Genomic DNA, 16,043 nt, shown 5'->3' with positions numbered 1-16,043 from the left:
CACATAGTGACTCTGTCGAGTCGGGCGCGAAGCTTCAGCCTTTACCGATGCGCTCCGCGCTAAACCATCCTCGTTCGGCCAGGACCTCACGCAGCGGTCGCACGTGGATCCCCTCGGCGGCCAGCCGCCGGCGGACCAGTCTGCGGGTCCGCAGGATCCCGGCGACGCCGATGATGCCGACGGCGTACTGCACGCCCATCGCGACCTTGAAGTCGGCGATGTCGTAGCCGGCCCGGCCGCCCGTGCGGGCGTCGAGGATCAGGCCGACGAGCAGGATCGTGACCAGGGAGGCCACGAAGCCGCCGACGTTCACGATGCCGGTGGCCGTACCGAGCCGGGTGGGCGGGTTGAAAGTGCGTGCGAACTCGAAGCCGATCATCGAGCCGGGGCCGCCCAGGCCCAGCGCGATCACCAGCAGCACCACGACGGGCAGCGGGGCCCGGCCCGGCCACGCGATGATCAGCGCCCACCCGAGCGCGTTGGCGGCGATCACGCCGAGCACGAGCCAGGAGCGGCGCATCGGGTGCCGCTGCACCAGGACGCCGAGGAGGGGACCGCCGGCCATGCCGACGAGCACGAAGAGGGTGAGCAGCGTGCTCGCCGCGCCGCGGGACAGGCCCTCCCCGGCGACCAGGAACGGATAACCCCACATGAGAGCGAAGACCGTGCCCGGGAACTGGCTGGTGAAGTGCGTCCACAGCCCGAGCCGCGTCCCGGGGTGCCGCCAGGCGCTCGCCAGGTCGGCCCCGAGCCGGCGGAACTCGATCGGGTCGCCGGAGTTGATCCGGCGCTGCGGGGTGTCCCGCAGCGCCGCCAGGGCCACGATCGCGACGAACAGTCCGCTCGCCGACGCGGAGACGAAGGCGGTGGTCCAGCCGGCCCCCGCCAGAAGAGCGGCCAACGGTACGGCGCTGAGCACCTGACCGAGCTGCCCGACGATGCCGGTGAGCTGCGTCACCACAGGCACCCGCCCCGACGGGAACCACTGCGGCACCAGGCGCAGCACGCTGATGAACGTCATCGCGTCACCCGCGCCCACCAGGACTCGGGCGGCGACCGCACCCCCTACCCCGTCGGCGACCGCCATGAGGGCCTGACCGGAGGCCATGACCAGGGCGCCGGCGACGACCAGCCGCAGCGAGCCGAACCGGTCGAGCAGCAGGCCGACGGGCACCTGGAGGGCGGCGTACACGAGGAGCTGCAGCACGGCGAACGACGCGAGCGCGCCGGCGCCGATGCCGAACCGGTGCTGCGCGTCCAGCCCGGCCACGCCCAGCGACGTGCGGTGCAGCACGGCCACCACGTACGCGGAGAGGCCGACGGCCCACACCGCCCAGGCCCGGGCACCGCCCTGCATGAAAACCCACTCCGTCCGCTCGCGTGCCGTTCCACCCTTTCGCGGACGGTGCAAGACCGCCAACGAGGAGCGTCACAAATCGGACGTGTGCCCGGTCATAGCTCGGCCAAACCGCCGGATCAGGCGGCAGGCGACGACACCCCCAGGTGGTCGGTGAGCCAGCCCACCGTCGCGCGCAGGTACTCGGCGCGGGACGAGCGGTGCAGCAGCTCGTGGCCTTCGCCGGGGAACAGCAGGTACCTGTGCGGCACCCCGCGTGCGGCCAGGGCGGTCACCACCTGCTCGGCCTCGATGACGGGGACGTTGCTGTCGTTCTCGCCGTGCACCACCATCAGCGGCGCCCGCAGCCGGTCGATCCGGGTGATCGGCGACAGCTCCCGCAGCAGCTCCGCGTCCCGGACCGGGTCGCCGTACTTGGAGACCGCCGCCGCTGCGATCCACGGCTCGGTGTGCTCGTAGAAGGTGGCGAAGTTCGACATGCCGCAGACGTCGATGCCGACCGCGAACAGCTCCGGGTACGTCGTCAGCGCCGCCAGCGTCAGGTAGCCGCCGTACGAGCGGCCCATGCACCCCACCCTCGCCGGATCCGCGACGCCGGTGGCGACGAGGTGCTCGACACAGGCGGCGACGTCGGCGACGGCTGCCCACCGCAGCGGCCCGTTGTCGGCGTTGACGAAGCTTCGGCCGAAGCCGGACGAGCCGCGGACGTTCGGCGCGAAGACCGCGATGCCCCGGTCGACCAGCGACTGGAACAGCGGCCCGTGCCCGGGGCGTTCCTGTGCCTCCGGGCCACCGTGGAACCACAGGACGGCCGGGTGCGGGCCTGGACCGGCGGGCTCGAACAACCAGCCGCTGATCTCCAGGCCGTCGTGCGAGGGGAACCGGCGCAGCGTCGGGTGCACGGCTCCGGGCGCGGGCTCCTCGGCCGACACCGCCTGAGGCTGGTCGCCGTCCCACACCCAGACGCCGTGCGGCTGTCCCGGCCCCTCGGCGGTGAAGGCGAGGGTGCTGCCGTCGTGGCTCCACACCGGGCCGGAGACCACCGTGCCCGGCAGCGGCACGGCGGTGCTGCCGTCCGCGGTGTGCACGGTCAGCTCGGACCGGCCGCCGTGGGCGTTCCAGAGCACCGCGACCTTCGCGCCGTCGGAGGTGAGCGCGAACTGCTCCACCTCGGCGGTTCCGGCACCGGCCACGACCTCGGCCGTGCCGTCCACGATACGCAGCAGCACCGGCCGCTCACCGGTGTCGCTCCGCGCGTAGATCGAGCCGTCCGGGGCGAAGCACGCCTGCTCGCCGCTGGTGACGTACTCGTCGACCCCGGTCTCGAGATCGCGCACGACCACATGGCGGGCGCCGCGGGGTCCACGCCGCAGCAGCGCGCGGCGACGGTCCGCGGAGACGTCGAAGAGCGAGATCAGCTCGCCCTCCGCGATCACCTCACGGGTGCCGTGCTCGGCGTCGACGAGCACGGTGGTGGTGAGATTCTCGGTCACCGCCAGCAGGGGACGGCCGGGCAGCCAGCGGGTGTTCTCGGCGCTGTCCGAGCCGAAGCCGGCCACCTGATGCAGCGCCGAGCCGTCCGGGCGGACCAGCCAGACCTCCGTGCGGGGGGCTCCGCCGGGGGCGAGCACGCACGCCAGCCACCCGCCGCCGGTGGACCACTGCACCGAGGCGACCGGTTCCGCACCCGTGTCGACGAGGAAGGTCAGCTCGCTGCCGACCGGCTGCACCCAGACCTTGGGGGAGCCACTGCGGTCGGACACGTACGCCATGTGCCGGCCGTCGGGGGACAGCGCCGGCGACCAGCTGCCGCTGGCTTCCGAGGGGTAGGACCCTTTCGACAGCCACCCGGCGGGGAGCACGGTGACGTCGACCCGGCTGAGCTGACCGGTCATACAGGTCCTCCTTCGGCTTACTGGATCCCCTTGTCCTGCAACCACATCTCGAGCAGCGCGAGCTGCCACAGCTGGTTCGCCCCGAGCGTCGTCCGTGGCGTGTTCGGGTCGGCCAGTAGCGCGTCAACGTACTCCTTGCGGAAGAGATTCCGCGCGCGGGCCGCGGGTGCGTGCAGCGCCTCGCGGACCATGTCCAACATCGGCCCCTCCAGGTGCCGGATCCCGGGAACCGGGAAGTAGCCCTTGGTGCGGTCGATCACCTCGTCGGGCACGACCCCGCGGGCCGCGTCCTTGAGCACTCCCTTGCCGCCCTGGGCCAGTTTCAGCTCCGGCGGGCAGGCCGCCGCGAGCTCGACCAGCTCATGGTCCAGAAACGGTACGCGCGCCTCCAGCCCCCACGCCATCGTCATGTTGTCCACCCGCTTGACGGGATCGTCGACCAGCATGACCTGGGAGTCCAGCCGCAACGCCGCGTCGACCGCGGTGGTGGCGCCGGGCCGGGCGAAGCTCGCCGCCACGAACTCGCGGCTGACGTCCTCGCCGAGGAACCATTCCGGGTTCAGCTGCCGGGCCAGGTCGCCGTGGGGGCGGTCGAAGAACTCCTTCGCGTACGCGTCGACGGCCCGTTCCCGGGGCACGTCCGCGAGCGGCGGGTACCAGCTGTAGCCGGCGAGGATCTCGTCCGCGCCCTGCCCCGACTGGACGACCTTGACGTGCTGCGACACGTCCTCGCTGAGCAGGTTGAAGGCGACGCAGTCATGGCTGACCATCGGCTCGCTCATCGCGGCGACCGTGCGCGCCACGGCGGGCAGGAACCGGTCCCTGCCGATCCGGATCTGGTGGTGCCGGGTGTCGAACTGCTTGGCGATGATGTCCGAGTACGCGAACTCGTCGCCGCTCTCGCCGGCCGCGGACTCGAAGCCGATGGAGAAGGTGGTGAGCCCGCGCTGCCCCTGCTCGGCCAGGAGCGCGACGATGTACGAGGAGTCGAGGCCCCCGGAGAGCAGCACCCCGACCGGCACGTCGGCGACCATCCGCCGCTCGACCGCCGTCCGCAGCTTGACGTGGATCGCCTCGGCCCATTCCTCGCGCGTCGAGGGCGCGTCCACGCGGGTGTGCGACGCCTCCCAGTAGACCGTCGAGGTCGACGTACCGTCGGCTTCGATGATGCGAACCGTGGCCGGCGGCAGCTTGCGGATGCCGGTGACGATCGTGCGTGGCGCCGGCACGACCGAGTGGAAGGTCATGTAGTGCTGCAGCGCCACCTTGTCGATGGACGTGTCGACGTCGCCGGCGGCGAGCAACGCGGGCAGGGTCGACGCGAAGCGCAGCCGCCCGGGGGTCTCGGCCAGATACATCGGCTTGATGCCGAGGCGGTCGCGGGCCAGCATCACGGTGCCGGTGGCGTGCTCGGTGATGGCGAAGGCGAACATGCCGAGGAAGTGCTTGACGCAGTCGGCGCCCCAGCGGTGGTACGCCTTGATGATCACCTCGGTGTCGGAGGTGGAGGCGAACGTGTAGCCGTGACCGCGCAGCTCATCGCGCAGGTCCTGGTAGTTGTAGATGCAGCCGTTGAAGACCAGCGTGAGGCCGAGCTGCTCGTCGGTCATCGGCTGCCCGCCGGCCTCGGAGAGGTCGATGATCTTCAGCCGCCGGTGGCCGAACGCGACCGGGCCGCGGTGCCACAGGCCCTCGCCGTCGGGACCGCGCGACTCCAGGGCCGGGAGCATCCGCCGCACGGCCTCGGGGTCGGCCGCCCGCCCGTCGAACCTGAGCTCGCCGGCGATTCCGCACATGATGGATCAACCTCCACGCTTTCCGTTCGAGGGGATGTCAGTCAGCTCAGCAGCCAGGTGTCCTTGGAGCCGCCGCCGCGCGAGGAGTTGACGATCATGCTCCCGGAAGGGGCGACGCGGGTCAGGGCCGCCGGGGCGACCACCGACTCCTCGCCGGTGAAGACGAACGCGCGCAGGTCGACGTGGCGGGGCGCAAGCTCCTGGCCGTCGAAGACCGGATGCGTCGACAGGTTCACCACCTCCTGCGCCACCCAGCGGTGCGGGGCGGTGCGGATCTGCCGGCGTACCGCGGCCAGGTCCTCGGGGCTCGCGTGCGGGCCGATGACGATGCGGTCGCCGCCGTAGCCGTCGACGGGCTTGCAGACCAGCTCCTCCAGGCGTTCCAAGACCTCCGCGCGCTGCTCCGGGATGCCGCACAGGTACGTCGGTACGTCGGCCAGCAGCGGCTTCTCGCCCAGGTAGTACTCGATGAGCTTCGGGACGTACGCGTACACGGCCTTGTCGTCGCCGATGCCGTTGCCCAGCGCGTTCGCCAGCACCACCGACTCGGCGTGCAGGGCGGTGACCAGGTTCGGGCCCAGCGGCATGCCGTCCGCGCCCGGCGAGTGCACCAGGCTGTCCTCGCCCATGCGCAGGTAGATCACGTCGACGCGGTGCTTGCGCCCGCTGGCGACCCGGTACACGACGCGGTCGTCGACCAGCAGCTCGGTGCTGCGGACCACGGGTACGCCCATCTCCTCGGCCAGCATCCGGTGCTCGAACCACGCCGAGTCGTCGGGGCCCTGGCTCAGCACCACGACGTTCGGGTCGTCCCCGGCGGCCGGGCCGGCGGCCTCCAGCAGCGCCTGCCGCAGCAGCCGCGGCGTCTCCTCGGGGCTGAGCAGGCCGCCGGGGCGGGGCAGTTCCGGCAGCACGGCCTCGGTGAGCCGGCGGTTCTGCATCGCGTACGCGATCCCGGACGGCACCCGCAGGTTGTCCTCGAGCACGCACCAGTTGCCGTCGCCGTCGCGGACCAGGTCGACGCCGGCCACCTGCGCGCGTACGCCCTGCCGGGCGACCAGTGCGCCGCTGGGCCGCAGCTCGGGGGAGCCGTCGATGACCCATTCCGGCATGACGCCGTCGGCCACGACGGCACGGTCGCCGTACACGTCGTTGATGAACGCGTCGAGTGCGCGGACCCGCTGGATCAGCCCGCTTTGCAGGCCGTTCCAGTCCCGGGCGGGCACGATGCGCGGCACGAGGTCGAACGGGAACAGGCGGGTCGCGGCCTCGCCGGCCACGCTGAACGTGATGCCGCGGGCGCGCTGCTCGTCGTCCTTGGCGTCCTCGCGGCGGCGCAACCCGGCCGGCCCCAGCGCGTTGAGGACCGTCAGGATCGGCTGGTACGCGGGCACCACGTCGCCGTCCGGGAACGCCTCGTCGCCGCTCGCCGCGTACGGTGTGAGCCCCGCGGGGATCGTCTGACCACCCGGGCCGATGCCGGTCGCGCCGCCGCGGGTGTCGGCGACCACCAGGTCGACCACGTCCGAGATGCGGCCGCGGCGGGCCAGGGCGCGCCGCTGCCGGGCGGCCGAGCTGCCCCGGCTGAGCGCCTGGACCGACAGGTCGAACACCTGCTCCCAGTCGCCCAGCTCCTCCAGCTGCGGGCGCAGGTCACCGACGAGGCGCTCGACGGCGACGGCGGCCGGTACGGGCACCGGCGAGCGGGGCAGGTCGAGCAGGTCGCCCTCGAGGCCGGAGCGGGCGGCGCGCCACATCGCCGCCCGGTGCAGCGGCGGCCGGGTCGGCACGAGCGGGCGGCCGGCACGGTGGTCCTGCCGGGCGCGCAGCACGAGCCCGCGGAACAGGCCGGCCAGCAGCACCACCGTGTCCGCGTCGGGGCTGGAGTCGGTGACCCGCAGCTCGACGGTCGGCAGGTGAGCCGACGGCCGGACGTCGAAATAGACCATCTTGGGGTCGCTGATGGTGCCGGACGCGATGAGGTCGGCCACCAGCGCGTCGTGGTCGGCGGCGTCCCGGACCAGGCCGCTGTCCCCGGCGGTCGGCCAGCGCATCCAGACCAGCGACCGCACGCTCGCGTAGCCGCTGTCCTCACCCATCCAGTACGGCGAGCTCGCGGAGAGGGCCAGCAGCACCGGCAGTGCGGGGGTGACCCGCTGCGCGATGGCGACGGCCTCGTCGCGGTCGGGGATGCCCACGTGCACCTGCGCGCCGCAGATCAGCTGCTCGCGGGCCAGCATCTGGTACTCGTCGAGCATCCGGCGGTAGCGCGAGGTCGGCGTCACCGGCAGCGAGTCCAGGTCGACGATCGGCACCGTACCGGCCGCCACCAGGCCCAGGCCGAGCGACTCCGCGACGCCGATCGCGCGCCGGCGCAGCGCCACGATGCCGTCGCGCAGATCGTCCAACGTGGCGGCCACAGGGGTGTTCGTCTCGACCACCGAACGGTGCAGCTCCGCGGAGAAGTGGGCCTCGCCGAGCTCGGCGAGGACGTCCGGGGCGCGCGGCACCAGCTCGCGCGTCTTGAGGTCGACGACGTGCAGCTCCTCCTCGACACCCAGCGTGAGATCGGTGGCTACGCTGCGTTCCTCGTCGCCCTCGCTGACCCTCAGTGACTCCGTCATGTGTCAACCGCCTATGTCGCATCGTCCGTTGGCCCGGAGCCTTGTCAGCTCATGTACCGAACCTGTGACGTGCCCATTTCCAGCTGCGATCAAGCATGACGCTGCCGACACCGGGGCCCTGCGGTGCGGCTCCGGTGCGTACGCGTGCGCGGGGCTGCTCGAAGTCACGCTCTTCCGCGCTCATCCACGCGAATGCTTGTGCAATTCTTCACGAAGGCTATGGCCACCGGTGGCGGCGCCCCTACCCTCCGGGACACCATTAACGAGCGTTCGGCGCGTGGCAATGGGAGGCGACAATGGCCGGGGAGAAGTACGTCTACGATTTTTCGGAAGGTCACAAGGATCTCAAGGAGCTCCTCGGCGGCAAAGGCGCGAACCTGGCGGAGATGACCCGTCTGGGGCTTCCCGTTCCGGCCGGATTCACCGTCACCACGCGTGCCTGCCAGGCGTACCTGGCGACCGGGCGCAACCCCGAGGGGCTCGAGGCGGAGATCGACGAGCATCTTGCCGCGCTGGAGGCCGCGATGGGCCGCCGGCTCGGCGATCCGGACGATCCGCTGCTGGTATCCGTGCGTTCCGGCGCCGCGTTCTCGATGCCCGGCATGATGGAGACGGTGCTCAACGTCGGCCTCACCGACGCCAGCGTCGCGGGCCTCGCCGCCCAGGCCGGCGGCGACGACCGGTTCGCCTGGGACTCGTACCGCCGGCTCATCCAGATGTTCGGGAAAACGGTGTGCGACGTGCCCGGCGAGGATTTCTCCGAGGCGCTCGAAGAGACCAAGAAAGCCAAGGGCGCGACCGACGATCTGCACCTGGACGAGGCCGACCTGCGCGGCCTCGTGGACCGGTACAAGCGCATTTTCGCCAAGCACACCGGATATGAGTTCCCGCAGGATCCCCGCGAGCAGATGCGGCTGGCGATGGAGGCCGTGTTCCGCTCCTGGAATGCCGAGCGGGCCGTGCTCTACCGCCGCCAGGAACGCATTCCGGCCGACCTCGGCACGGCGGTGAACGTGGTGGCGATGGTGTTCGGCAACCTCGGCCCCGACTCCGGGACCGGCGTGGCGTTCACCCGGGACCCGGCCTCCGGCGCCCAGGGCATCTATGGCGACTACCTCGCCAACGCCCAGGGCGAGGACGTCGTCGCGGGCATCCGCAACACCGTGCCACTGGAGGACCTGCAGCGCCTGGACCCGCGGTCCTACGAGGAGCTGCTGGGCATCATGGCCACGCTCGAGGGCCACTACCGCGACCTGTGCGACATCGAGTTCACCATCGAGCGCGGCAAGCTGTGGATGCTGCAGACCCGGGTCGGCAAGCGCACCGCCGCGGCCGCCTTCCGGATCGCCGCCCAGCTGGTCACCGAGGGCATGATCACGCCCGACGAGGCGCTGCGCCGGGTCTCCGGAGCCCAGCTCGCCCAGCTCATGTTCCCGCGCTTCGACCTCTCGGCCGAGCCGACCGCGCTGACCAGGGGCATCGGCGCCTCACCGGGCGCCGCGTCCGGCAAGGCGGTCTTCACCGCCCAGCGGGCGGTCGAGCTCGCCGGCGCGGGCGAGGACGTCATCCTGGTCCGCCGCGAGACCAACCCCGAGGACCTGGCCGGCATGATCGCCGCCCGGGGCATCCTCACCGCCCGCGGCGGCAAGACCAGCCACGCGGCGGTGGTCGCCCGCGGCATGGGCCGCACCTGCGTGTGCGGCGCCGACCAGCTGGAGATCGCGGCGGACCGGTTCACGGTGGACGGCCGTACGGTCGACGAGGGCGACGTCATCTCGGTCGACGGCACCACCGGCTGCGTCTACCTGGGCGCGGTGCCGGTACGCCCGTCCGAGGTGGTCCAGTACTTCGAGGGCGACAAGGTCGACTCGACGCTGGTCGAGGCGGTGCACACCATCATGAGCCACGCCGACGCCACGCGCCGGCTGGCCGTGCGCACCAACGCGGACACCGGCGAGGACGCCGCCCGCGCCCGGCGCTTCGGCGCGGAGGGCATCGGCCTGTGCCGCACCGAGCACATGTTCCTCGGCGACCGCAAGGAGCTGGTCGAGCGGCTGATCCTGGCCGTCAGCGAGAGCGCCCGCAACGACGCCCTCGCCGCCCTGCTGCCGTTGCAACGCGCCGACTTCGTCGACCTGTTCCGGGCCATGGACGGGCTGCCGGTGACCGTACGCCTCATCGACCCGCCGCTGCACGAGTTCCTGCCCTCGTTGGAGGAGCTGGCCGTGAACGTGGCCGTGGCCCGCGAGCGTGGCGAGGTGCACGCCGAGGAGGAACGGCTGCTCGACGCCGTACGCCGGATGCACGAGCAGAACCCGATGCTCGGCCTGCGCGGCGTACGCCTGGGTCTGGTCATCCCCGGTCTGTTCGCCATGCAGGTCCGCGCGATCGCCGAGGCCGCCGTCCAGCTCGCCGGCGAGGGCCTCGACCCGCGCCCGGAGATCATGGTGCCGCTGGTCGGCGCCGTGCAGGAGCTGGAGATGGTCCGGCAGGAGTGCGAGCAGATCGTCGCCGAGGTCGTCGCCGACAGCGGCGTGCAGGTCCTGATCGGCACGATGATCGAGGTGCCGCGGGCGGCCCTGACCGCCGGGCAGATCGCCGAGGCCGCGGACTTCTTCTCCTTCGGCACCAACGACCTGACCCAGATGGGCTGGGGCTTCTCCCGCGACGACGTGGAGGGCGCGTTCTTCTGGCGCTACCTCGAGCTCGGCATCTTCGGCATCTCGCCGTTCGAGTCCATCGACCGCGACGGCGTGGGCCGGCTCATCCGCATCGCCGCGGAGGAGGGCCGGGCCGTGAAGCCGGAGCTGAAGCTGGGCGTCTGCGGTGAGCACGGCGGCGATCCCGAGTCTGTGCACTTCTTCCACGAGGTCGGGCTGGACTACGTGTCGTGCTCGCCGTTCCGGGTGCCGGTCGCGCGCCTCGAAGCGGGCCGGGCGGCGGTCACGGCGGGGGAGTCCGACAGCCGCTGAGCAAAGGACCGGCCCTACCGGACCGGCAGGCTTTGTGCCATATCCGTGTGAGGGATTGAGGTACGCGCGCCGACGGCCCAAGGTGGACTCGGTCGCGGACGGAAAATCCCCGGCCCACCCGGCCGCGCGCGACATCACCTCCGTACGGCTGGGTGGAGGCGAGCGGGTCGCTCCGGTGCGGAGGTGACGGATGTGGTGACTGTCGTGGGGACGGTCCGCGCCGGGGACGTCGTGCTCGTCGGCCGGGCGGCGAGCGTCCAGTTCGCCGGTTCGGCGGGGTTCGCCTTCCGGGTGGTGGACGTCGATCCCCGGCCCACGTACGACGGCTGGGCCTGGCTCGACGGGTATCAGCTGGACCGGCGCGGGTGCCCGGCCGCCCGGCGCCGCATCTTCGTCCGACTGGGTGGTTTGCGGCGCCCCCGGCCCCGGCATCCATGAACCATGGCCGATGCCGGACCAGCGCTGAACCCGGGCGATGTCGTGCTCGTCGGGCGGGCGGCCAGTGTGCAGTTCACCGGCCGGTCCGGCTTCGCGTTCCGCATCATCGCCGTCGACGACCGGCCGACGTACGACGGCTGGGTCTGGCTGGACGGGTATCAGCTGGACCGCCGCGGGCAGGCGGTGGCGCGCCGGCGCATCTTCGTGCGCAAGGCCGGGCTGCGCCGCGCCGGCACCCCGGGCTCGTCGCTGCGGATCGACCGGCGCCCTTGAGCGTCGGGGTGGGGTCGCGCCGGAGGAAGGTGAAACGGGTGGCGCGCCACCCGGTGACCGGCGGATTCAGGCGGTCGTCGCAGCGCTCCAGGTGAGCGACTATGTCGGCGCGGTGCTCTTCTCCCAGGTGCTGATCCGTGGGGCGAGCAGTGTCATCGCGATGCGGTACGCGGGCATCCGGCAGTCGATGTCCGCGGCGAACGCAGCCCGGATCTTCTTGACTCCGCGACTCCATGCCGGCGTGGCGTGGCGGCCGTCGATGGGTGCGTCCTGGTAGGAGATGCGCTGGGCGAACAAAAGGTCGGTGCGCTCGTCCACGTCGTACCCATACCGGTTCTTCATGCAGGATTTGTACGGGCGCATCGCCGCGACGACGGCCGGGTCGCGTTCAACAGTGTCGAGAAGGCCGGGAAACCCGGACAGCTGGTAGATCCTGGCGGGCGGGTCGAAGTCGGGGTACGTCCGGTGCTGGAACGGCGCCGTGCACCTGTTGAAGGTCGCTGCGTCGGCGGCCGGGACCGAGGACCACCAGTCGAGGACGCCGGCGCGGGCGTAGCGGGCGCCGGCGAGCTCGTTCAGGATGCTGACCCGCCCGCGGTCGGTGACCGAGTCGACCACCGACCCGTGGCCAGAGCCGAATCCGAGGTCGGCGTTCTTGAAGTCGTCGAAGCGGCTGACGAACGGCGCGATCCGGTAGGCCTTCCCTGCGGCGCGCATGCACCGGTAGACGCCGCCCTCGATGCGGTGATAGTTGATTAGTTCGCTCGCCCGCTGTTCCTGGCGGTTCCCGCCGATGCGCAGATACAGCGCATCAAGGCGCGCTGCCGTGGCCGCGAGATCCACCGCTGGGGCGTGTTCTGGCCGAAAAGCGGGTGCGGTTGCCAGGGGAGCGACTGCGATCCAGGTCAGCGCCATGACCCACTTCTTCCTCATGATCGGCGCCACGAGCCGGCACGCCGTTGATGACGTGCCGTGCCGCCCGTATCTCTCGGCGCCGAACAGAGCGCTGCGCCCGGCGGCGACGTCACTGTTTCCGCCACGCCGATATTCGGATCGTCAAGGCAGCCTCGGATCGATTCCTGATATGAAACATCCGCGGTCACCATCGCTGATTCCGGGGGTGTCGGGGATAATTGTGGAATGACGCAGCTCGCATTGTTCCCATCGAAGAATGTGCGAAGCCGCACCGTCCGTCGCAATTATTCACCGGCGGCTGAGAAGTTTCGGCGCGAGCACGAGCGGCACCGTTCGTGGGGATTGGTGCAACGTCATTCCCGGCGCTTGCGCCGGCTGCGCGAGACCGAGGATCGGTCCGCGGTCCCACAGGCCGGCCCTGGCATGACGCATCGCGGTCACGCCACTGACGGTCTCGAGCGGCCGGACGCTGAGCACAAGACGACGAGTCGGGGGCGAGGCACCGCACCCCGGGACGGCAGAGTGCAAAGCGGCAGCGCGGGAGGTCAGCGGCGCCCGGTGGTGGCTGCGGAACGGGCGCGGAGGCCCGGTCGGTCGTTTCCCGCCGGTCGCGGTAGCCGCGTGTCCCGCCGGGTCGGGCATACGCAAGCGGCGTGCAGGCTTCGACCGCGCCTGCTTTCGAGTTGCACAGGATGCCGTCGTGCCGGACCGGCGAGGCGGCCGCCACGGATCACAGTGGAAAGGGGGCGCGGCGCTCCCGCAGAAACCGTTGATAGTGAAATCCTGCGGTAGCGGAAGTGCGCGGCGTTACGTCTATGATCGGTCGCCCTCCCAGTGTGCAACACGCGGCCGGCCGGTGCGGAGTAGTGGCGAGCCACTGAGCGTGAGGCAGGTGGCGCCACCGGCGGCGGCGACGGTCAGCCGTCGAGCAGGCCGAGCCGGTGGGCGACGGCGGCGGCCTCGGTGCGGTTGCCGACGGACAGCTTGGCGATGATCCGGGACACGTGCACGCTGGCCGTCTTGGGCGAGATGAACAGGTCGCGGGCGATCCGGCTGTTGCTCAGCCCCTCGGCGACCAGGCGCAGCACCTCGCGCTCCCGCGCCGTCAGCACCTCGTCCGCTTCCCGGCCGGGGCGCAGCCCGAGCCGGTGGGCGAGCACCTCACCCTCGTCGACCAGGGGCGCGGCGCCGAGCGGCCGGGCGAGGTCGGCCGCCTCGTCCAGCGCGGCGGCCGCGGCGGTCCGGTCGCCTGCGGCGGCTGCCGCGTGGGCGTACGCGGTGAGTGCCTCCGCGAGCGGGTACGGCGCGCCGTCCGCCCGCCAGGCGGCCACCGCCGTGGCCCAGTCGCCGAGGTCGCCCGAGGCCCATGCGGCGACCTCGGCGGCGAAGGCCCGGTCCCGCGGGTTCGGCCGGGCCAGAGCCGCCGCGGCGGTGAGCACCGTCCGGGAGAGCTCCCGCCCGGCACCGCCGGCGGTGGCGGCCGCGCGGGCGGCGGCCGCGAGCAGCGGCCAGGCGTCGCGAGGGTCTGCCAGCAGGTCCGCGTCCCGTGCCCCAGGGGTGGCCGCCGTGAGCGCGCCCGCGACGTCGCCGGCGGCGAGCCGGGTGCGCACCCGCAACTCGGTCAGCGGGGCGCGGAACTGCGCCTCCAGGTAGGGCCGGTCGAGGAAGCGCAGGGCACGGGCCACCATCTCGGGGGCGTCCTCGGTGCCGCGAGCCAAACGTAGCCGGGCAGCCAGGTTCAGCACCGGGCCGGCGCCGTAGCCGGGCAGGTCGAGCCGGACGGCACGGGTGCACATCGTCTCCGCGTCGTCCCAGCGGCCGAGGGCGATCAGCGCCTCGGTGGCGTTGGTCAGCAGCAGGGCGCCGGACGTCCGGTGGGCGTTCACCCGATGCGCCGCGGCCAGGCCGAGCTCCGCAGCGGCCAGTGACTCGGCGTACCTGCCGAGGCTGAACAGGTGGTGTGAGGCGTTGACGTGGGCGCGCAGGTAGCCGTGGGTGTCACCGATCCGCTCGGCGTCCGCGGCGGCGCGACGAATCGCGGCGACCTGGTCCTCGTCGGACCATTCCCGTTTGCGTGCGCGGGCCAGGGTCAGCCAGACGGACATCTCCAGCGGAACGTCGGTGCCCGGCGTGAGCCCGCCGAGGACTTCCTGAGCCACTCGGGCCGACCTTTCGCCATCCACGCAGACCAGCGCCGAGGCCAGCTCGGCCAGCAGTGTCAAGCGGTCGGGGAGACTCTCGACACGGGCGGCGAGGTCGTGCGCCCGGTCCAGGTCGGCGATGCCGTCCGAGGTGCCGAGCTTGCGCAGGCACCGGCCGCGCGACATCAACAGCCGGGCTGCCCGCTGCGGCGCCTTCCGCTCGTCCACCTCAGCGAGCGCGGCCCGGATGAGGGTGAGCGCCCGCGCATAGTCGCCGGCCGTGTACCCCGACGTGGCGGTGGCCTCCAGGAGATCGAGGTGGCTCATGCCGAGCACCTCCGCGGCGTCCGGGACCTGCTCCCACAGGTCGAGGACGCGTTCGAGCAGCTGGCTGCGCTCGGCGTACGCGTACCGGCGGCCCGCGAGCTCGGCGGCGGCCGCGGCCGCGGTCAGCGCCCGCCGGGGCTCGTGCGCCTGGAACCAGTGGTGCGCCGTCTCGGCGGGGGCGCGGTCGGAGCCGACCAGGCCCGGGTCGGCCTCGATCGCGGCCGCGTACCGGGTGTGCAGCCGGACCCTCTCACTGGGCAGGGAGTCGGAGTGGACGGCCTCACGGACCAGAGCGTGCCGGAACGCGTACCCGCCGTCGGGGTCGGCGTGCACGAGCTGCGCCGCGACGGCGCTGCGCAACGCCTCCTCCAGCTCGGGCGGCTGCAGACCCGACACGGCCGCGAGCAGGTCGTGGCCGATCCGGTTGCCGCCGGCGGCGAACACCCGCAGCATCCGCTGGGCCGCTTCGTCCAGCCGGTCCACCCGGCTCAGCAGCAGGTCGCGCAGGCTGTCCGGGAGGTCGCCGGTGCAGTGGGTGAGCTCCTCGACGAACAACGGGTTGCCCTGCGCCCGCTCGAAGACATCGTCCACCAGGCCGGTCGGCGGCTCCGCGCCGAGCAGCTCACGGATCATCCGGGCGGTGTCGTTGCGGTCCAGCCGGTCCAGCTCGAAGCGGTCGACGGTACGCACCCGGTCCAGCTCGGCCAGGAACGGCCGCAGAGGGTGGCCGCGGTGCAGCTCGTCGGACCGGTACGTGACCACGACCAGCACCGACGCCGGGCGCGCGACCCGGACCAGGTAGGCCAGCAGGTCGCGGGTCGAACGGTCGGCCCAGTGCAGGTCCTCGAGCACCAGCAGCAGCGGCCGGGTCGCGGCGAGGCGCTCGAACAGCCCGGCCACCAGGTCGAAGAGGTACGCCCGGTGCGCCTCGTCGAGGACGGCCGGCCCGACCGGACCCAGCTCGGGCAGCAGCCGGGCGAAGTCGGCCTGGTGGGTGGCGAAGACGGCCGGCCCGTCCCGGCGCAGCAGCTGCCGCAGCGCGCCGGCCAGCGGGGCGAACGGCAGCCCCTCCTCGCCCAGCTGCAGGCACTGCCCGGTGAGCACCTGCATGTCGGCGTCCGCGAAGGCGTCGGCGAACTCGCGCACCAGGCGGGTCTTGCCCACGCCGGCCTCGCCGCCGACCAGCACCGCGACGGGCTCGTCCGATATCCGGGTGCAGGCGTCCTTGAGCCGGGCCAGCTCGCTGTCGCGGCCGACCAGCGTCCCTCGGAGCCGGGTCGTCACCTGGGTGAGAATGCCACGGGG

General features: G+C 72.3%; 9 protein-coding genes. 3 read left to right on the top strand and 6 right to left on the bottom strand.

What is annotated here, in order from left to right; genetic code table 11:
- Positions 1-34: 34 nt before the first annotated feature.
- From AB0J80_RS05465 to AB0J80_RS05450, 4 genes are all read right to left on the bottom strand, one after another.
- Complete coding sequence (locus AB0J80_RS05465; protein ID WP_364700691.1) at positions 35-1,357, bottom strand: MFS transporter; 1,323 nt, start codon at positions 1,355-1,357, stop codon at positions 35-37.
- Between the two features lie 119 nt (positions 1,358-1,476).
- Complete coding sequence (locus AB0J80_RS05460) at positions 1,477-3,252, bottom strand: S9 family peptidase (protein WP_364700689.1); 1,776 nt, start codon at positions 3,250-3,252, stop codon at positions 1,477-1,479.
- Between the two features lie 17 nt (positions 3,253-3,269).
- Positions 3,270-5,048, bottom strand: a complete 1,779-nt coding sequence (locus AB0J80_RS05455; protein WP_364700687.1) for an N-acetylglutaminylglutamine amidotransferase — start codon at positions 5,046-5,048, stop codon at positions 3,270-3,272.
- A 41-nt stretch (positions 5,049-5,089) separates the two neighbouring features.
- Positions 5,090-7,672, bottom strand: coding sequence for a carboxylate--amine ligase/circularly permuted type 2 ATP-grasp protein (locus AB0J80_RS05450; RefSeq protein WP_364700685.1), 2,583 nt, complete (start codon positions 7,670-7,672; stop codon positions 5,090-5,092).
- A gap of 296 nt (positions 7,673-7,968) precedes the next feature.
- Here AB0J80_RS05450 and ppdK point away from each other — a divergent pair, with 296 nt between their 5' ends.
- The 3 genes from ppdK to AB0J80_RS05435 all read left to right on the top strand — a co-directional run bounded on the left by ppdK (position 7,969) and on the right by AB0J80_RS05435 (position 11,355).
- Positions 7,969-10,644, top strand: coding sequence for a pyruvate, phosphate dikinase (gene ppdK / locus AB0J80_RS05445; RefSeq protein ID WP_364700683.1), 2,676 nt, complete (start codon positions 7,969-7,971; stop codon positions 10,642-10,644).
- A 195-nt stretch (positions 10,645-10,839) separates the two neighbouring features.
- On the top strand, positions 10,840-11,082 hold the full coding sequence (locus AB0J80_RS05440) for a hypothetical protein (protein WP_364701304.1): 243 nt from the start codon (positions 10,840-10,842) through the stop codon (positions 11,080-11,082).
- A 3-nt stretch (positions 11,083-11,085) separates the two neighbouring features.
- Entirely contained in the window at positions 11,086-11,355 is a 270-nt protein-coding gene (locus AB0J80_RS05435) for a hypothetical protein (RefSeq protein ID WP_364700682.1), read from the top strand.
- A gap of 99 nt (positions 11,356-11,454) precedes the next feature.
- On the opposite strand, the gene AB0J80_RS05430 is transcribed toward AB0J80_RS05435, so the two are convergent.
- Together AB0J80_RS05430 and AB0J80_RS05425 are read right to left on the bottom strand one after the other, a co-directional pair.
- A complete protein-coding gene (locus tag AB0J80_RS05430) occupies positions 11,455-12,198 on the bottom strand; it encodes a hypothetical protein (protein ID WP_364700680.1) in 744 nt (247 codons plus the stop codon).
- Positions 12,199-13,187: 989 nt separating this feature from the next.
- Positions 13,188-16,022: an AAA family ATPase gene (locus tag AB0J80_RS05425; protein ID WP_364700678.1), complete on the bottom strand. Its 2,835-nt coding sequence runs from the start codon at positions 16,020-16,022 to the stop codon at positions 13,188-13,190.
- Between the last annotated feature and the right edge of the window lie 21 nt (positions 16,023-16,043).

Source organism: Actinoplanes sp. NPDC049548 (assembly GCF_040676695.1).
GTDB lineage: Bacteria > Actinomycetota > Actinomycetes > Mycobacteriales > Micromonosporaceae > Actinoplanes.
The sequence above is the reverse complement of the archived record's forward strand: the minus strand, read 5'-3'. Positions and strand labels throughout refer to the sequence as shown.